Source organism: Mesorhizobium sp. M1273 (assembly GCF_040318195.1).
In the GTDB taxonomy this organism is placed as follows: Bacteria; Pseudomonadota; Alphaproteobacteria; order Rhizobiales; family Rhizobiaceae; genus Mesorhizobium.
On record NZ_JAMYLV010000006.1, the window covers coordinates 206,107 to 224,671 of the forward strand.

Genomic DNA, 18,565 nt, shown 5'->3' on the forward strand with positions numbered 1-18,565 from the left:
ATCCGGTCCTGAGTGGGCAGACGGCCTTCCTAGTGGTAATTAGTCAGCAACACGTTGACCGTTCTCGTCATGCGCGGGTGAAATCTACGTTCGACCATATACGTCGTCAAAGCGAACGATATCATCCTCGCCGAGATAATCGCCGCTCTGCACTTCAATGATCACCAGGTCAATTCTGCCTGGGTTCTCCAGCCGATGCTTATGGCCGCAGGGGATGTAGGCTGATTCGTTTGTCGCCAGGAACAACTCCTGCTCGCCATTGACGATTTTCGCGGAGCCGCTGACCACGACCCAGTGCTCCGAACGATGATAGTGCATCTGCAGGCTCAGCCGCCGACCGGGCTTCACCTCGATGCGTTTGATCTTGAAGCGCTCGCCTTCCTCAAGAACCGTGTAGGTACCCCACGGCCGGTGTACCGTGCTATGGACCAGGTGAGCTTCATGTCCTGAAGCCTTGAGGCCCTCGAACAGCTTCTTGACGTCCTGAACGCGGTCGCGGGATGCGACAAGCAAAGCGTCCGGGGAATCGACGATCACCAGATCGCTGACACCGACCGTGCCGATGACGCGCTTGTCGGAGCTCACATAGCTGCCGGTCGTGTCGACCATATGCACATCGCCGCGTATCCTGTTCCCGCTTTCGTCGGGGGCGATCATATCGGCCATTGCGTTCCAGGATCCGATGTCGTTCCAATCCATGTCGCAAGCAACCACGGCAAGTTTGTTCGTCTTCTCCATGACAGCGTGGTCGAGCGAGATTCGCGGGGCGGAGCCGAAATGCTCAGGCGCGAGTTCGATTTTGGCAAAGCCTTCGCCTTGACTGAAGCGGCCGTTCTCGTAGCTGTCGGAGACGGCCTGGATCACCGCGGGGCAATGCGATGCCATCTCGTCGAGCATGGTTTGTGCGCTAAAGCAGAAAATGCCGGCGTTCCAGAAGAAGCGCTTGGACGCGACATAGGCTTTGGCTGTGTCTAGATCCGGTTTTTCAACGAAACGGACGACTTTCTCACCATCCGCTTCGATATAGCCGAATGCCGTGTCCGGTCTGGTTGGGGTGATGCCCAATGTGGCGATCCGCCCGAGCTTCGCATGTTCGATGGCCCGGCACATGACGCCTAAAAATGCAGGCAGGTTGCCAACCATGTGATCGGCTGGGAAGACGCATAGAATCGCGTCAGGGCCTTGCGTTGCCTTGGCATGGATGGCGGCTGCCGCAACGGCTGCGGCCGTATCCCGGCCTTCAGGCTCGAGCAGAAAGGTGCGTGGCAGGACCACGGAATCTAGTCCGTCGAACTCGTCCTTGGTAAGGAAGAGGTGTTCCCCAGATGTCACGGCGACGAGTTCCACTACGCCCTTTATCGAACCGACGCGCAACACAGTGTGCTGCATCAGTGAATGCCCGTCTGCCACTTTGAGGAAAGGTTTAGGGTGCGATTGCCTTGAGGCGGGCCATAGCCGCGATCCGGCTCCGCCGCTGATGATGACGGGAACCACTTTCATATAACAACCTCGATTTCGTCTCTGGAGTGATTGCCCGCGCCCTTTCGAGCGTTAGCGTCACGATCGCCGTCGCTCTGGCTTGGTCTGCGGCTTCCGAGTAACAGCGAAGTTCTGGCGCGTTGCCGAACGGCCTCAGATGACGACGCTATCGGTATGGTACGACGCTTCCGTGGCCTCGATGAGAAATGGACATTCAACTATGCCTGTTGGTTGCATCCGCCGAATTGTGCAGGGGGGCGGGTCTTAACTGAGACCAGAGATTCTTTGGCTGTCTTCTATCAAAATCAAACGACTTGGCTCCTTCAGATCGAACTCAATTACGCGTGGTACGAAAAGGCGTGCATATCGTGTAAAGGCGCTCGTCGGAGGAAACCGAATTACAGTATCGCAGCGCCCGAGAAGATACATCTCAACGAGGGCGGAAATTGCGCCGTCCATCCCAAGTGCTGCAGTGTGTAAGGGGCCGTCTTGATCGGATCGGAAATGCTTGGGGACGGTGAGAAGATCGGGAAACCTGGCCGACAGGTGATCCAGGATTTGCGCGCTGTCCGTGCACAAGAACAGCCGCACAGGCTTGGGGTGCGGTAACGCTTTAGCCTTATCAACCGCAGTGCACACTTGTCGAACGGCGAACTCCGGATCGGCCCAGTAGGGCGCATGGTCCATGATGTCTTCACCGTTACCATGTCGAACATGAACCCCGATGATGCTGTGCCCCTCAAAACATTCTTGGTAAATGGCATCTATGCGTGTTTGAATTTCAGACCGAGGCTTGACACTCTGGAAGACCTGCCGCTCGGCATCCTCATCGCAGCGCCACATCAAACAAGCGTCACACACTACTGTGTTCGCTTCGACATCGTGTTCGGCCTGAAAGAGCTCGCCCAACTCGTCGCGCTCTTGGAAAATCTGCTCATCTGGGCGGTAAAGGCAGTCGATCGCTGGCCTATTCCACCACTCCGGGAAGAATGGACCCGGGAAGGAAAAGTCGTTGATCCGGTCGTCGCAAATAGCCGGTACGCCAGCGATGTCATTGATCGGTTGGAAGAACACCGGAAAGGCATTTGTGAAGGGTTGGTCGAGATAGCAGGACCCGCGCCAGTCGATGGCTAGCGTTCGCCCCGACCGCTGAGCGTAGCGCCAAGCGGCCGCCAGCGACCACAGACAATCACCGAACCCCGTACGCCTCTGAGAGACGACGAATCTGCGCTTTACCAATCCACTGACCTGCATTTTCGGAAATCTCGTTCAGAGACGAGGTTGCATCTGGCTTGGTATCTCTTAATCGATACTAGCCGACCGTTACGCCGGGCGATTTGGTAGAGGCTGCGCGTGGGGCAGAAGAGCTCCCTCAGCACTGCCTATCCTTATCTCTGTGACGCTCGCAAATCTTGACGCCGGGTACACTCGCTTCCGGTTTAAATTCAGCGTTCTCTAATGCGCCCGGCGACATGTGTAAAATTGATTGCGTGAATGTGGCCCATCCATGTGATGGATACTAAGGCGTTCCTTGACCACGAGCCTCTGCTGACGTGGGGGCCGCGCTTTGCTAAGCGAAACAGCCGGTCGAGGCAGTCCACAAAGTCCCTTTTTCAAGTCCAATTCTTAACTGCCTCAACGTAACATGTCATTTGCGGGCGTTTCCTGAAGGACCGATGTGCAGGACCCGCCAGCCGTCGAATGTCAGGCGCAGGCCATCCGCGTCATTTATGGCCATCACGCTTTCGGTCCCAGCGAAAGATGCGACGGCGCCCTCTGACGCTTTCAAGTGCGCCAACATGGCGCAACTCGTGTCGAGCGGATAGCTTTCGATCCGGCCGGACTGAGCGACTGGCACGCGATCCCTGTGCGACGACGGCCGAGAGAGGAATTTTGGCGTCTACAGCCATGTGGAGGATCGTTCCGACGGTTCTGCGGGTTCTCGGTGTCGGAGCCGACACCTGTGCGAACCCGCTTTCGTCCGTTTTCGAAAGGTCCTTGAGATTCATGACCCTGTTGTTCGCCGAGATCTCCCGCCAGCTCAGCGATCCAGGTGAAGGCCGGCACGGTTGTCGATGCGGCGATCATTGCCTCGGCCAGCGAAGACGATGAAGAGGGCCATTGGGTCAAGCACAAGGGCCGACCAGCGTTTCATTGCTTCAAAGCCCATGTCGGTGCCTACGCCGATACGGCCCTTGTCGAGGAGATCGCCGTCACGGCGCCCACACCGAGGACGGCAAGGCCGTTCCTGATGCTCTGCCCGACAATCCCGGCGAAGTGTTTGCCGACAGCGCCTACCGAGGCAATCATCTCTGCGACGCGGTGCGCTCCAAGGGTGGAAGGCCGGTGCATCGTCGCAACCGCTATGTGGGGGCGCGACGAGGCCGAATGCTCGACGCCTGGAACCACCGATCCACAGAATTTGTAGTCGGATCGAGAAGATCTTCGGTACCTGGAAACGAAGCTACGACCTTCGCCGGATGCGATGGCGAGGGCTGGCAAAGGCAGCCGTTCAAATGCGCCGCACTGCGAATCGCCTACAGTATGAAACACAGTTTGATGGCCGCTTCGTCCCCCATCGTTGAAGCCCAGCCACCGCTTTCCGGCTCGCCGCCCGAAATTCATGGAGGTCAATACGTAATGCCCTTCCCGCGCTTTTTCGCCGCCGTCTCAGATGTGCGGTTCGCCCGAAGCCGCCCACTGACACGAACTTTGTCTTCGCGCGGAGCGAACCTCGCACCCACGAGCTTTGTGCCGCCGATGGGGCCGCGCTGCCCAAACAATCCATTTTGTGGATGCACCTCATCCAAACAATCGATTTCACTGATCAAAACAATTGCTATTAGAAGACGCTGAAGCAGGGCAATGATTAAGATTACTTGGTTAGCGCATCTGGGAACGGCTACGTGCCCTGTTGGCGCAGGGCAAGACGATTCTACTGGCCACCCACTTCGTGGAAGAAGCGGAGCGGCTATGCAACCGACGTGCGTGCTTGAGAACGGACGTGCGTCCTCACTCGCTGATGATGAGCAAATCGGGTGCGACGTGATTGAAATCTATGTCGCTCACCCCGTGAGCTGAGTTCGGCACTCAGACCGCATGTGCGACTTAGGCAGGTTAGCGGCGAGACTCTGTTTTGCTATGCCTCGAAGCAGGAGCAGGTGTGCTCGCTGGCTTACACTGTCAATGACGAGCTCCGCGCCGCATCTGTCGAAATCCTACCACAGGGTATGAGGCGGCCGCAGTTTGCTGGCGGTGTGGCGAGCCAGATTCGAAACTTCAACTACCATAGAGCAGGAAGAAAATGGGCGAGAACAGGAAAGTTGCTCTGGTTACGGGCATAACGGGACAGGATGGTGCCTATCTCACCCGTCTTCTGCTGGAAAAAGGCTACATCGTTCATGGGATTAAGCGACGTTCCTCTTCCTTCAACACGGGTCGCATCGAAGACATCTACCAAGACCCGCACGATCCCGATCCGCGCCTAATTTTGCATTACGGTGACCTCACTGATGCGACTAATCTCATCCGAGTAGTTCAGGAATCCCAGCCAGACGAGATTTACAACTTGGCCGCTCAGAGCCATGTCCAGGTGTCGTTCGAAACGCCGGAATACACAGCAAACGCCGACGGTATCGGAACATTGCGACTTCTTGAGGCGATCCGCCTCCTCGGTCTGAAGGACAAGACCCGCTTCTATCAGGCCTCGACTTCAGAGCTCTACGGCCTCGTGCAATCCGTACCGCAGAACGAAACAACGCCCTTTTATCCGCGCAGCCCTTACGCCGCCGCCAAGCTCTACGCCTACTGGATCGTGGTCAACTATCGCGAGGCCTATGGTATCCATGCTTCCAACGGCATTCTCTTCAATCATGAAAGCCCACTGCGCGGCGAAACTTTTGTGACGCGCAAGATCACCCGCGCCGCCGCTGCTATCTACCTCGGCAAGCAGGACAAGCTTTATCTCGGCAATCTCGATGCTCAACGCGATTGGGGCCATGCGCGTGAGTACGTGCGTGGTATGTGGATGATGATGCAGCAGGATCAACCGGATGATTACGTGCTGGCGACGGGCAAGACGACCCCTGTCCGCCAATTCGTCGAATGGGTTTTCGAAGATGTCGGCGTCGAGCTCGAATGGCGTGGTGAGGGAGTCGACGAAAAGGGCTATGATGTCGAGACCGGCAGATGCCTAGTCCAGGTAGACCCACGCTACTTCCGCCCCACGGAAGTCGATCTTCTCCTGGGCGACGCCACCAAGGCGAAGGAGAAGCTCGGCTGGGTGCATGAGACATCCGTGCGCGAGCTCGCCGCGGAAATGGTGCGGGAAGACCTCAAGGTCATGCAGACTTCGGTAATAATGAAGGAAGCATAATGTACAGCTGAAGGGAACGCCGTGTGAGTCGCGGGCCACAATGGTAGGTGGGCAGCGCTGTTGTACGCCGCCTCGCGTCTGAAGACTGCAAAGTTGTGGCCGCCCTGACTGAGCCTCCGCTTTGGGAAACAGTACCACTGGCTCGACGACTACCATGAGCCATTCGGCCTCCCACCATGCTCAAATCGCTTCCCGTCAGGGTCGTTCGCTCAGTAAAAGCGAGCGAGATCTAATCCCGCAGAGTCAGCCGGCCGGGATTACCGGCGCAGCGGGATCGTGCGGTCCGGGAACATGGCCGGCAGGAACCACTGCCGCCGCGCCGAGGACGTGCTTCTCCTGATCGTCAAAGAAAATGTGAGCACCGAGTGCCTTCAGGATGGGTGCTTTCTCACGGCTGCCGACGAAGTGCGCCTCATCAGCCGGGGTCCCCCATGCCCTCAGCGTGCGAATAACGCGCTCGTGGGCAGGGGCGTTTCGAGCTGTAACAAGTGCGATGCGAACCTTACTCACGTTACCCTCATTGAGGAAAACTCGGCGCAATGCGGATAGCTTATGAAGAAAATTGCCAAACGGGCCGCGCGCCATTGGATTGCTCGCGTTAGCGGTTTCATGGGCAAGGAAGGCCTCCAGGCCCTTTTCTTTGTAGATTGCGTCGGACTCGGGGCCAAACACAACAGCATCGCCGTCGAACGCGACACGTACCTCGCCCTGGGGCGTTTCGGCACGATCCTTGGGTGCCAGGCCGAGCCTTGCAGCCGCTGCTCCACCGTCCACCGCTCCTTTTACGTCCGTGTCCGCGTTTGAGAGGAACAAGTCGATGCCCCACGCCGGGACAAAAGGCGCAAGCGATCGCCCGCTAGTAAAACTGCCCGTCTTGACGACAAGCTCATAGTGATCGATCGACTTGAAAGCTCGGAGTGAGAGGTCGGGCGAGTTCTGCGACAGGAGGATCACTTCAACATACGGAGCAGCGCCAGGATCGTTCAGCGCGAGTAACCGCTCGACTACCTCAAAGCCGGCACCCCTGCGGAGGATCATGTCCTCGCGTTGGAGTTGCATGGCCGCATACGCCTTGACGCCGTACTTCTCGAATACGTGATGCTCGTCCTCCAGGTCAAAAAGAGCGCGCGTAGAGATTCCGATGCGAAGAGGGCTGGCCCTTAGCGCAACCCCTGGATCGCCACTCCCCTTTTCGTCCTCGGTTATAAGCGAGGCTTTCACGATTTCCATGTGCCCTTCCTCTCTTATTGGGCTCGCGTTGACGGCGTCCTTTTTCATATTTGCGCTATTTCGAAAGAATTGGAGACTTGGGGTTCATGCCTATCACTGCCATGTCATTGCGATTTCCCGACTTTCAAAACGCGAGATGGTCTTGGGAGCATTGTACACGTCGTAGCGAAGATCCGCTGGTTGTCCAAGCCTAACCAAAAGAAGCCAATTTGGTCCCCAATGATGAGGCGATCATTGAGCGGGATGCGCTGCAGGAGCAGCCGGTAGAGAACATTGAGATTGACTTGGTTTGGGGGAATTCAGCTATGGGCGTCGCTAGGCGGGAATGGGAGGAAAGGCGAGACAGAAGACATTCTTCTATCGACCGACTGCGGTCCCTCAGGAACGACTAAATCCTCTGTCCAGAACGAGCTCGTCGAGAAGGTTCCACCTGACTGCGAGAGTAATGCAAGTCCCAGATCTGACCTCCGTTGCGCAATAGTGCGGACCTCAAGGTTCGCCGAGCGTCAACATCGATGGTTTCTAAAAATGCATACTTTAGCTGCTATTCTTATGCATTTTCAAGGCAGCCCTCATCAGGTTCGAGAAGCTCTCGGATGACCGAACTGCTGCTAAGATGTCATCTTCAAGCTCTCGATCTTGCTGCTCCGGCGTAAGGGGTGAATCGAGGAAAGCTTGAATTTTTGGCAGCATTTTCGCGGAAATAGGTACCTTGCCGCGAAGAACCTTGGAAATGTGGCCTTGCTCGACGGACAACCGCACGCCGAGCTGTGCCTGCGTCATGCCGAGCTCGCGCCGACGATTCTCCACATGTTTTAGAAGTTTAGTATTCTTGCCTCGCATATTCATTGCATATATATCACGCCTGTCATGGTTTCCAGAGCCGCGCAATTCAAGCATTTCTCTCCGGATGATGAGATCATGCCTGGCGTTCGGTACGGGCTGAGCGGGTGGGTGCCGACACCAGCATTCTGGGTGGCGATGGCCGATCTCGAAGGCGACGACGCTGAGGACTACGTAAGTCCGAAAGGCACGCCCCTGGCTGAGGATCTCGCCTTCTGCCTGCTTGGCGGATACGGCGTGAAGATGGAACTCAATCAGGCCGCGTGGGACCACCTTTTTGAGGCTGGGGTCTTTGCAGCTGATCCGGTGCCATCTCGTGATGAAATAGAACGCTTGTTGAGCATGCCGCTGTCCGTCAACGGACGTCTGCAGAGATATCGCTACCCGCGGCAACGAGCTGACCGGCTCAATGTCGCCCTCAATTCAATTCGCCAACGACCGCCCCGGACAGACGACCCGCTGATCTTCCGGAGGGAACTGATGGAGTTGCCTGGGATAGGCCCAAAGACCGCATCCTGGATCGTGCGGAATTGGCTCGGCAGCGATGAGGTCGCTATTCTCGACGTCCATGTTCTGCGTGCAGGCACAACTATCGGATTGTTCCCGCAAAAGTACCGACTGCCTCAGGACTACGAAGCACTGGAACGGCGCTTTCTGGATTTCGCTCGAATCTTGAAAATCCGCGCATCACTGCTCGATGCAATTATGTGGCGGGAAATGCGAATACTTCACAGCTAGGCATTCCTCAGGCCTCGATCTACCGCGTATTGTTCCAATGGGAGGCTGATTCGATGGCAGGTAAGAGTCCTAAACCTCAGGTGCAACACGGCTCGATTCCCAAAGTTAAAAGGCCTGGGTTCAGCAACGGCGGTGGTGGTGGTGATACGCCTGAAGAAGGCAGCGATCCTTGCGACATCGTGATTGAGGCAGACCTTGAAAGCGTCAGAGCCGACGTTCTCGCTACCGTACGGGTTGGTGAGGCTCTTCGCGTGGAAATTTTCGAACAGGGTGGCATCCCGAGCGCCGTCTGCCGGACCGCCGATGGTTCACCTGTTGGCTCGCTGTCCGCCCTTGAGGGACTTACCCAACTTATGCGCTGTCTCCGCAACGGCGTAATTTATATGGTTACGATTACAGAGTTGGAAGCAGGTCGTTGCCATGTTCGCGGCACTCGCGTTCCATGATCGTAGCCGGAGGCGTTTATCGCGAGGAGTGCATTTGGCCGTATTGGTCTCGCATCTACGGATCTGCTGGACGTGCCGCTGCGGCCCTCTCCGTCCTTTCGCCTGACACCCGTCTTGTCGCCTATGCATGCCGCCGCTGGGCTGAGGACGTAAGACAGTCGATGCAGCAGTTCGGCGTGACACCGGACTTGACCGAAATCCACGAAGATATCGGATTCCACTATTTCCATCCTCTGTCGGCGGCAGAACTCGTTGGTGCCTCAGAAAGACGGAATCCAGCGCTCCAAGCCGATGGAGACGTTGTGCTTCGCTTTGGCATGGTCGAGGGCGATGCCATCGTGAACGCCAAGCGTGCGATTTATGACCCCCAGAACCCCTACGATGTGCTGCGTTTCCGAGAGAATGGTTCAACAGCTGACAGCTTAGCTATCGTATTGAACGAAGCCGAGTTGGAGGTAAGCGTCGGTCTTCAGGGAAAGGACGGCGCACGTGCTTTGATGTCAATGACGGGCGCAAGCGCCGTGGTCGTGAAGATGGGACCCGCCGGCGCGCTGGCGGTCGATGATCGGACCAGTACCAGCATCCCGGCTTATGCTTCGGAGGCTGTGTTTAAGATTGGGTCAGGGGACATCTTCAGCGCCGTCTTTGCCCACGTCTGGGGAGAATTGGACTGGGACGCAGCTGCTGCAGCAAGAGCAGCTTCTCAGGCGGTCGCGAGATACGTTGCTTCGCGAAGCGTCCAGGTCTCGCTGGACGGTCTTGAGCAACTCGCCCCCATCGCTCGCTCGAACCCTGTGGGGCGCATTTACATCGCAGCACCTTTCTTCACTCTTGCTCAGCGTTGGCTGGTCGAAGAGATCCGTCGATGCCTTCATATGCTCGGCGCCAGGAGCTTCTCACCAATTCATGATGTCGGATCCCACGGCACCCCGGCCTTCATCGCGAGCGAAGATCTGAGAGGTCTGAAGGACTGCACGGCAGTGCTGGCTGTTGTCGACGGCGAAGATGCCGGAACGATCTTTGAGGTCGGGTACGCTCGCCGGCTTGGAATTCCTGTCATTGCGTTGGCGGAATCTCCGAGGCCGGAAAGCTTGACGATGCTGGAAGGAACCGGGTGCCGTGTGACGGCCGACTTCACCACCGCTGTCTATGAAGCGGTATGGCAGGCGGCGCGATGAAAGCTTTGCTATTTTCTGGCGGGCTCGATTCATCGGCAATAGCCTGGTGGCTGAAGCCTGATCTCTGCGTAACCATTGACTATGGCCAGCACTCCGCCGGCGGTGAAATGGCCGCGTCGACCGCGCTTTGTGAAATCATCGGCCTCAAGCATCGTGCCATAAAGGTCGACCTGTCAGCGTTGGGCTCTGGGTCGATGGCGGGCAAGGCTGTTGCTGCCGGCGCCTCGGCGGCGGAATTCTGGCCGTATCGGAACCAGATGCTGGTCACCATCGCCGCCATGAAGTTGATGCCGGAGGGTGTGAACGAAATCATGCTCGGCGCCGTATCGACGGACAGGCATGCTGACGGGAAGTCTCCTTTCCTGCGATCTCTCGATCGGACGATGTCAGTTCAGGAGGGAGGAATGCGAGTGACTGCGCCGGCTCGAAAGATGTCGACCGTGACACTGCTAAAGAACTCGGCCTTTCCGTATAGTCTCATCGGCCTGACCTTCTCATGCCACGTTCACGAATTTGCCTGCGGTCAATGCAGTGGCTGCACCAAACATCGTGAATGCGTCGAGCATGCATATGGCCGTCCTGGCGGGAGGGCCTGATGGCAGGTTTTTCGCCAAGGCATATTCAAAGAGCGCCCGGCGGCGCCGCGCCAACACGGATCGGAGACGGTTGCGACCTGTCATTTCGTCTGGACCTTGTCGGAATCCGCACAGAAGTGACGTCCCGGCTCACTGCTGGTGAGATCCTGGTGGTTCGGCTTGTGCAACACGGATCGGCGCGAAGCGTCGTCTGCACGAACCGAACCGGTGATGCTGCGGGAACATTGGCTGCGTTCCGAGGCCTTGCGCAACTGATCGGGTGCATAGACACGAGCGCCACCTATGTCGCGATAGTCGAGCACGCCTCAGCCACTCGTTGTTCGGTTCAGGTGATACGCCAATGATCATAGCCGGTGGCACTTACGGAGAACGATGCCTCTATCCGAACTGGGACCGTATCTTTGGTTCCGGTCTGAGAGCTGCCGTTGCAGCCAGTGGTCTTTCGCATAGCGTAACGCTGCACACCTATGTCCCCGACGAGTGGCGTGAAGATGTCGCGGCGACGCTATTGGCGTTCGGCATCAATGCAGAGATCAAGCCGAGCTCCACCCCCATTACATTCAAGTACCTCGACAGTCTGGAAAAGTCGCTCATCCCGACACCGCCGGACATACCTGAAGAGGCGCTCGACGTCGAGGGAGATGTCGTTCTCCGTTTCGGGATGATGGAGGGCGAGGCCAGGGTCAAAGGTGACCGTGTCGTCTACGATCCTCAATCTTCGGGTGCCCTGTTCAGCGGCAATGGTTCTTCCGCGCGGAAGCTTGCAATGGTAGTCACCCAGGCCGAATTGCTCGAACTCGTGGCACGGCTGCGGGGCCAACCTCCTGCGACAGCTGCGGAGATCTCGCTACGAGAGGCGGTAATCGCGGTGCGTGACCTTCCAGCGCCTCCACAAATCATCGTGGTGAAGGACGCGCTCGGCGGTTTGACGGTGTTCTTGGGGGACGAGCCAAACATCGTGCCGAGCTACGCTGCAGAAAGCTATTTTCGGATCGGTGCCGGCGACGTCATTGCAACGGCGTTTGCTCATGCCTGGGGCGAACTTGCAATGGAGTCGATCGCTGCGGCCGACTATGCTGCGCGTTCGCTCGCCTACTTCGTCGAAGGAGCGCGACTACCAGTTCTCCCACCATCGAGCCTGGGCGTGCGAACGCGCTCCCACGAGCACGCGCAGAACCTGCGGATTTTGGGAATCGGCGATTATGAGGTTCGCTCTCTGGTCTTGCGCACCCAGAACTGGGTCTGGGAACTGAACGGTTCTGTTGAGCAGGTCGTGCTGCATCCAGACGATCTAGCATCGAGCCACCGTCCAATCGACCTCGTGATCATCGGTTCTCAGTCGACACCGAGGAACGTCGAGGAAATTGCGAGATTGTCCGGAACGCCGGCAGTCGTCTTTTGGCCCGGCGGACCACGAGAGCAAATCCAGCATCTGTTCCCAGGATCGATTGTGTCCAGCGACTACGCATCCGCCCTGTATCACGCAATGAGAAGAGCCGCCCCGTGAAGTCGCCGTCAGTCCGAAATCTTGGTCCGCGCCAGACATATCGCCCCTCTTCTGAGGGTATCGATCGACAGAAGCTCGAGAACCTGGTTCGCGAAGCGCAGCGGCACTGGATGCGGTTCATGGAGTTCATTGATCAGAAGACCCACACGCGCTGGGTGTTTCGCGGCTGTGGGTCGGACAAACACAAGTTTGTCCCGTCAGTCGGCCGACCTCCCGCAACCTATAACGCCTTGAATGAGGAACGGGTCTTTCGCGCGTTCCAGCGAGCGGCAGTGCCATTCTTGACCACGCCTCTTGTAGGCGATTGGGACTGGCTCGCCGTCGCGCAACACCACGGCCTCCCCACGCGTCTCCTCGATTGGTCGTCTAACCCGCTTGTGGCCTGCTTCTTCGCGGTTTCAAGCGGTGACCAGAAGGATGATGCCGTGGTGCACGGCTACAGCATCTCCGAAGGCGAAATTGTCGATCCGTTGAAAGACACAAATCCTTTCGAGATCGATCGAGTTCTCTTCCTGATCCCCAGTCGGTCAGCTTCGCGGATCGTCAACCAGCGGGGGCTCTTCTCTGTTCACCATGAACCCGACAAGCCTTGGATGGCGAAGGGAGTAGAGAGCTTCATCATCCCGGCCAACATGCGCGCCAGGTTCAGACGCCGGCTGTTCAAGCTCGGTATGGACCATAGTCATATCTATCCCGACCTTCCGGGCCTGTGCGATACGCTAAAGTGGCGCTACGAGGCGGGCATAGGCATTGGCACGCCGATGATTGGATAACGCGAATGGACAACAAGGAACGTCAATTGAAGCAGCAGCGGATTGCTCTCGCCGTGCAGGATGTGGAGCCGACCGAAACTGAGGCGTGGACCGACCTAGCTCTTTTGTCGTCGAACACCCGCGTGGACACTGTCGAGACATTCGAAAGGGAGGTCCGAATCGATGGTGAGCAGTTCTCGGGTCCGATCACCTGGTACGTCGTGCTTGAGTACGGCCCGCGCGATGGCGACGATGCCCTGACGACATCTGAAAGCTTTCCCGGCACTTTCGAGGGGCATTTTGAAGGGGAAACGCCGATTGTGGATCGGATGACTGTCGATACGTCTTCGTTCTACGCGTGACCATGAGGGATAGACCTGGCGCTCACTCGTCAAAGGCGCATCGAAAGCGGCGTTGGTCTCTCTGGGCGCAATTATCGCCTGCGTGCCGCTATCGAACTCGTTGATAGCAAACGTCGGCACAACATACGTACCCTCAGGCCCTTGCCCGTTACCAGCGCTCTCTTGGCGGGCGTGCCGTTTGTGCTGCGCGACTTCCTTCAGGAAGGGAGGGGCATCATCGGAACATTTCGGTGATTGCAGGTCATGGTATTATCTCGGGCTCATGTCAGCTTTTGGCAAATCGCCGCATTACCTCAAAACGTCCGACTTCGGGCGCAGAGCCGGCATTGGTTCGGGGCAGATCAGCTCGTCTATTATGCCCGATGTTTCGGCTTGCCGCCGGCAAATTGCTTCAATGCATTTGCCCGCCTAGAAAGGTGCCCCCTCGGACTCACTGATCGCTGTCACTTATTCGGACCCTGAAATTGCCTGCCGCCGCGATTTCTCTGACTTGTCGACGACAGGGAGCCCTTCCTTTCTGGCCTTGGCAAACGCTCGATCGCTCTCCAGGAACTCCGCCAGCATGAACGGGATCAGTTCCGCTACCGATTCGGACTCGCCATAGGTCTGACGATAAAGCGCCGCATAGTCCTTCAGTGCTTGGTTCAGGTCTGCACTTACGCTTATGGTGATCTTCGAAGGTGTCCGATCCGGAAGTTTGCCGAGTTTCAGATTGGTCATGATGACTCCAGTCAATTCGGGTACGGTCGCAGCACAAGATCCTTGTGCACGATGACGCGCAGTGGCCAACCAGGGCGGACGGTGATCGTGGGCTGAATATTGAGGTTCTTCTCGGTGATGCGCTGGCCAGCTTGACTGACGTTCTGCTGAGCGGATTCGCGGATTGCTTTGACCAGGTCGCTTTCGTCTTGCCCGAGGCTCAGCTCGGTGCCGACCCCCAGCAACGTGGCCAGCGCAACGCCTTTCATCAGCTGCCAGGTGTGGAAATCCACCTTGTCCTCAAGCCCGGCATAGCCGGCGGTGTCCGTCGCCGGCAGATTGTCGATTTCGATCGAAGAGCCGTCGGGCAGCAGTATCCGTTGCCAGACCAGCAGCGCGCGCCTTTGTCCAAAGGCAACAACGCTGTCATAGGTGCCAATCAGGCGAGAGCCTTGCGGAATGAGCAAGGTGCTGCCGGTGACTGTGTCGTGCACATTCTCGGTGACCTGTGCGACGACGAGGCCGGGCAAGTCGGAATTGATGCCAGTGATCAGGCTCGCTGCGATGACGCTGCCGGCCATCAGCTGATAGGGCGAAGCCGGCGTCTGCAGTGCATGCAGATTGTAGATTCCACTTGTGTTCCGCTGGCTGACAAAATCGAGCTTGCGCTGTTGATTGTTTTGGTCGCCCTCGGCCGGTGCAACGGAAGCTGAATCGCGTGCGGCATCGGATTGTGGAGCCGTTGCCTCAAAGGGTGGACGCCCGCCCTGCCCGTTGCCGGCGGCATCTGCTTGCCGGGGTCGATTTTCGATCCGGAAGAAGACTTGCGATTCGCGCGCCTCGATCGCCTGCTGTGCAAGGCGCTGCTCCTCCGCCGAAACCTCCTGGCCCGGCGCGATGCCCAGCTGGCGTTGGTGCTCAAGGATGGGGCGGCCGAGGTCGCCGGGCAGCGGTGGTCCAAGCACCGGAGGCTTGGGCTTGATCGCGGAATAGTCCTTAGGCAGCCTTTCAATTGCCTCCGCGGTTGGCTTCCGCTCAGTATTGTAAAGCTCTTCAGCCTGCTCTTTGATGCGCAGCGCCGGTCCCTGCAGCGCCATCATGGTGACGCCTAGAACGGTCCCGGAACCAACAGCAGCAATGGCGACAATAATGCCGCGCTTGAAGCGCACAGCGCGGCGAGGCGAGGCCCGCAGCTGCAGCTGTTCTGGATCGAGTTTCGGTGAAGCATCGGAGCGGGAAGTATCCGTCATGGGCCGTCCCTCACCTGCTGGAACGCGAAAAGAGCAATTTCCGCAGCGGCGCTTGCCTGCCGTCGGTCCTCGTGATGCGCACCACCTGTTGCTGCTTGGCGCCGAGGCGCAGTTCGGCCGCGGCGAAGAGGCGATCGACAATGTAATAGTTGCCGCGTATGCGGTAGTTGACGAGCTGGTTGTCCCCGTCAGCACCGACGATGAAGAGCGGCGGGGCCTCACCCTGATCGATGCGGCGCGGAAACTCGATGTAGACCTTGCTGCCATCATCGAACGCGCGCGTCGGCCTCCAGGGCGGCATGTCGCCGGTAATCGAATAGCGGAAGCGAATATTTTCGAGAGCCACATTCGACGCCACTGGCATAGCGGCGTCGGCCTGCGCATCGCGCCGGCGTAGCGCGATAATCTGGTCCTCGCTGTAAGTCCAGGAGATTGCCGCCATGGCGGTCTTATCCGTGCTTTGAAGCTGCAGGTGATAGCTTCGCCGGTCCGTGGTGATCACCAGATTGGTGGCAAGTCCTGGCGCGAAGGGCTTCACCAGCACATGGGTGCGCTGGTCATCGCCGGAGCCACTGACGGTGTCGCCAATTACCCAGCGCACTGTATCGCCGGCCGACACGGATTGGAGTTTCTCGCCTGACTGCAGAGCGATATCGCTGACGCGCTCCGGTGCGGCATAGAGCTGGTAGAGCGCGCCTTCGGCAAAGGGGTAAACCTGCACCGCATTCACATAGCCATATTTGGTGGGTTGCTGCGTCGCCGCCTTGTTGGCATCGGCGACACGTTCTTCAGGCGAGCGCCTGTCTTCAGCAGCCTTGCCCGGCTCGGGCTGCAACTGGCCGGGCAGCGGTAGCGGTTTCGGCACTTCCACGACCTTGACGGGCTTCTCCGGCGCCTTCTCAATCGCGGCCGGCTTGAAGTCAGCATGGTCATAGGAAATCTGCGGCGGCGGCACCGGCTTCGAGGCACAGGCCGAAAGTACCGCGGTCGACGCCAACAGGATCAGGACGGTGCGGAGCGATGGGGCTCTATTTGTCATTGGCGGGCTCCTTCGGGGAAACGATTGTCGGCGCGGCGCTGTCCAGCTCGCGCGACCAGTCGATGGCATTGATGAAGACGCCGAGCGGGTTTTTGCGCAGCTGATCGGTATTGTTCGGCGGCCGGATCACAATGGTGAGGATCCCGGTCCAACGCGTTGTGCTGGCGAGGCTGCCGCGCTCAAAGACCTGCTCGGTCCATTTGACTTGAAAGGAGTTGTCGGACGCTCGAACCACGCTCGTCACCTGCACCGAGACGCTGCGCGTGCCGATCTTGCCGAACGGGTCATTGGCCTTAGCGTACTCATTGAGAAAGAGGGCTGCACGGTCGGTGGCGAAGTCGTAGGCCGAGAGCCAATTCTGCCGCACCAGCACCGCATCGGTGGAGACGGAGCGGATATTCTGGATGAAATGGCCGAGATGCCAGGCAATCTGGGCATCGTCGGGCTCGTAGGTTTGGATTGCCGGCGCGACAGCCCGTGTTTCACCGAAGCGGTCGACCTCGACAACATAAGGCACGACGCGGCCCTGCATCGACTGCCACAAGAGTCCACCAGAGAGCCCGATGGCCAGAGCGAGGCAGCCAAAGGCCATCAGGCGCCAGTTCCTTGCCTGCACGCGCGCAGCGCCGATGCGCTCGTCCCAAAGTTGGGCGGCCTTCTGGTATGGTGTGACGGGGTGGGGCGTCTTCCCGTAACGCTGAACAGGTCGCTTGAAGAGCATCTAGTCTTCCTTATCGTTGAGAGAGGGGTTGGCCCCGCTTCCACCCCGATCGCCATCGCGGACGGCCTGCGTGGCGGCGTGGCGATGGGCGCGCGCGGTCTGTTGGGAACGCAAGCGCCTCGCCCACGCCGGCGCGGCATTGGCACCTGACGCGGCAGGGTTTCCGGTCATTGATGCGGTCGGCGTGCCGCCCGTCGCGGTCCAAGCGGCATCGCGGCCGGCATCGGCGCTGCGCCGGAATGGTTCTGTTGCAGATCGCATTCCCCGCATCGCGGCGCCGCCAGCTGCGCCGGCAACGCCCTGCAGTCCAGCAGCTACGCCGGCGAGGCCGGACTCGGGCGATGTTGCACGCCCCATCTGCCAAGCTGTGGAAGCAGCCGATCCCATGGCCGTGCCGGCTCGAACGGCGGCGAGACCGCCGCCGGTTGCCATGCGCGCGCCGGCAAGCGCCGCACCTCCGGCAACGAGCGTTGATCCGCCAGCCGCCGCGGTGGTTCCGAGTGCGGCTCCCGCGCCAAGCTGCGGCGCGCCCGAGACAAGACCCGAGGCAATTCCCGGCCCGAAAATGCCGAGCCCAAGCAGCGCCAGCGCACCCAGCACCTGAGACATGGCCGCGGCCAAGTCCGGCTCCTTGCCTTGCAGCGCGGAAGCGAACTCGCCGAAGAGCGTAGAGCCGATGCCTACGATGACAGCAAGCACCATGACCTTAATGCCGGACGAAATCACATTGCCGAGCACGCGCTCGGCCAGAAACGCCGAGCGGTTCCAGAGCGCGAAGGGCACCAGAACAAAACCGGCCAATGTGGTGAGTTTGAACTCCAGGATGGTGATGAAGAGCTGAATTGAAAGAATGAAGAAGGCGATGAGGACCAGAAACCAGGCGAGAAGCAGCACGAAGATGGTCAGCGCGTTGCCAAAGATCTCGGGGAAGCCGACTAGCTGGCTCGCTTGATTGAGCAGCGGCCAGGCGCCCTCGAAGCCGGCCGCGGCAATGCGGCCTGGCCGCAGGAGACTGTCGGCGGACAGATTGCCGGCCGATGCGTTGATGCCGAGCCCGGCAAAGGAATGGTAGATGATGTCGGCGAGGTTCTTAAAATTGTTCAGGATGAAGGCGAAGGCGCCGACATAGAGCACTTTTCGGACAAGCCGGCCAAGAACATTGGGCTCGCCGCCGAACGCCCAGACCAGGCCTGCCAGCGTGATGTCGATGCCGATCAGGATGGTGGTGAGAAAGGCGACGTCGCCCGAAAGCAGACCGAACCCGCTATCAATATAGCGGGTAAAAGTCTCCATGAAGCGATCAATGACGCCGAGGTCATTCATGTCGCCGCCTTCCTCGTTGTCTTGAAG

General features: G+C 58.7%; 18 protein-coding genes and 1 pseudogene. 10 read left to right on the plus strand and 9 right to left on the minus strand.

The annotated features are described in order from the left end of the window. Positions 1-84 precede the first annotated feature (84 nt). Together NKH30_RS09780 and NKH30_RS09785 are read right to left on the minus strand one after the other, a co-directional pair. Positions 85-1,500, minus strand: a complete 1,416-nt coding sequence (locus NKH30_RS09780; RefSeq protein WP_352995032.1) for a mannose-1-phosphate guanylyltransferase/mannose-6-phosphate isomerase — start codon at positions 1,498-1,500, stop codon at positions 85-87. Between the two features lie 243 nt (positions 1,501-1,743). After that, a complete protein-coding gene (locus NKH30_RS09785) occupies positions 1,744-2,733 on the minus strand; it encodes a nodulation protein NodZ (RefSeq protein ID WP_352995034.1) in 990 nt (329 codons plus the stop codon). Between the two features lie 799 nt (positions 2,734-3,532). On the opposite strand from NKH30_RS09785, the gene NKH30_RS09790 reads away from it, so the two are divergent. The 3 genes and pseudogenes from NKH30_RS09790 to gmd all read left to right on the plus strand — a co-directional run bounded on the left by NKH30_RS09790 (position 3,533) and on the right by gmd (position 5,854). Beyond that, positions 3,533-3,907, plus strand: coding sequence for a hypothetical protein (locus NKH30_RS09790; protein ID WP_352995037.1), 375 nt, complete (start codon positions 3,533-3,535; stop codon positions 3,905-3,907). Positions 3,908-4,369: 462 nt separating this feature from the next. Continuing rightward, positions 4,370-4,643, plus strand: a pseudogene (locus NKH30_RS09795) (nodulation factor ABC transporter ATP-binding protein NodI); the annotation flags it as partial. 140 nt (positions 4,644-4,783) lie between these two features. Then, positions 4,784-5,854 (plus strand): GDP-mannose 4,6-dehydratase, encoded by a 1,071-nt coding sequence (gmd, locus tag NKH30_RS09800; protein WP_352805878.1) that lies wholly within the window; start codon positions 4,784-4,786, stop codon positions 5,852-5,854. A gap of 243 nt (positions 5,855-6,097) precedes the next feature. On the opposite strand, the gene NKH30_RS09805 is transcribed toward gmd, so the two are convergent. After that, a complete protein-coding gene (locus NKH30_RS09805) occupies positions 6,098-7,084 on the minus strand; it encodes a 5'-nucleotidase (protein WP_352995040.1) in 987 nt (328 codons plus the stop codon). Between the two features lie 537 nt (positions 7,085-7,621). After that, positions 7,622-7,984, minus strand: coding sequence for a helix-turn-helix domain-containing protein (locus NKH30_RS09810; RefSeq protein ID WP_352995044.1), 363 nt, complete (start codon positions 7,982-7,984; stop codon positions 7,622-7,624). An 81-nt stretch (positions 7,985-8,065) separates the two neighbouring features. Between NKH30_RS09810 and NKH30_RS09815 the strand changes: the two genes are divergently transcribed. From NKH30_RS09815 to NKH30_RS09845, 7 genes are all read left to right on the plus strand, one after another. Further along, complete coding sequence (locus NKH30_RS09815; protein ID WP_352995046.1) at positions 8,066-8,665, plus strand: 8-oxoguanine DNA glycosylase; 600 nt, start codon at positions 8,066-8,068, stop codon at positions 8,663-8,665. Between the two features lie 53 nt (positions 8,666-8,718). Next, positions 8,719-9,111: a hypothetical protein gene (locus tag NKH30_RS09820; RefSeq protein ID WP_352995048.1), complete on the plus strand. Its 393-nt coding sequence runs from the start codon at positions 8,719-8,721 to the stop codon at positions 9,109-9,111. A gap of 161 nt (positions 9,112-9,272) precedes the next feature. Next, complete coding sequence (locus NKH30_RS09825) at positions 9,273-10,289, plus strand: PfkB family carbohydrate kinase (protein WP_352995051.1); 1,017 nt, start codon at positions 9,273-9,275, stop codon at positions 10,287-10,289. After that, on the plus strand, positions 10,286-10,885 hold the full coding sequence (locus NKH30_RS09830) for a 7-cyano-7-deazaguanine synthase (RefSeq protein WP_352995054.1): 600 nt from the start codon (positions 10,286-10,288) through the stop codon (positions 10,883-10,885). The genes NKH30_RS09825 and NKH30_RS09830 overlap by 4 nt, the downstream gene beginning before the upstream one ends. Before the next feature lie 340 nt (positions 10,886-11,225). After that, entirely contained in the window at positions 11,226-12,392 is a 1,167-nt protein-coding gene (locus NKH30_RS09835) for a hypothetical protein (RefSeq protein ID WP_352995057.1), read from the plus strand. Between the two features lie 119 nt (positions 12,393-12,511). After that, positions 12,512-13,165: an FRG domain-containing protein gene (locus NKH30_RS09840; RefSeq protein WP_352995060.1), complete on the plus strand. Its 654-nt coding sequence runs from the start codon at positions 12,512-12,514 to the stop codon at positions 13,163-13,165. Positions 13,166-13,170: 5 nt separating this feature from the next. After that, positions 13,171-13,506 carry a pPIWI-associating nuclease domain-containing protein gene (locus NKH30_RS09845; RefSeq protein WP_352995062.1) on the plus strand — a complete coding sequence of 112 codons (336 nt, stop codon included), beginning with the start codon at positions 13,171-13,173 and terminating at the stop codon, positions 13,504-13,506. A gap of 447 nt (positions 13,507-13,953) precedes the next feature. Here NKH30_RS09845 and NKH30_RS09850 read toward each other — a convergent pair whose 3' ends face one another. Genes NKH30_RS09850 through trbL form a run of 5 tightly spaced genes read right to left on the minus strand, consistent with a single transcriptional unit; the run spans position 13,954 to position 18,538 of the window. Continuing rightward, positions 13,954-14,226 (minus strand): DUF2274 domain-containing protein, encoded by a 273-nt coding sequence (locus NKH30_RS09850; RefSeq protein ID WP_023680069.1) that lies wholly within the window; start codon positions 14,224-14,226, stop codon positions 13,954-13,956. An 11-nt stretch (positions 14,227-14,237) separates the two neighbouring features. Continuing rightward, positions 14,238-15,455, minus strand: a complete 1,218-nt coding sequence (locus NKH30_RS09855) for a TraB/TrbI/VirB10 family type IV secretion system protein (RefSeq protein ID WP_352873787.1) — start codon at positions 15,453-15,455, stop codon at positions 14,238-14,240. 10 nt (positions 15,456-15,465) lie between these two features. Continuing rightward, positions 15,466-16,494, minus strand: a complete 1,029-nt coding sequence (trbG, locus tag NKH30_RS09860; protein ID WP_352995064.1) for a P-type conjugative transfer protein TrbG — start codon at positions 16,492-16,494, stop codon at positions 15,466-15,468. Continuing rightward, entirely contained in the window at positions 16,484-17,215 is a 732-nt protein-coding gene (gene trbF / locus NKH30_RS09865; RefSeq protein ID WP_031193931.1) for a conjugal transfer protein TrbF, read from the minus strand. The genes trbG and trbF overlap by 11 nt, the downstream gene beginning before the upstream one ends. Continuing rightward, complete coding sequence (gene trbL / locus NKH30_RS09870; protein WP_023718719.1) at positions 17,216-18,538, minus strand: P-type conjugative transfer protein TrbL; 1,323 nt, start codon at positions 18,536-18,538, stop codon at positions 17,216-17,218. Between the last annotated feature and the right edge of the window lie 27 nt (positions 18,539-18,565).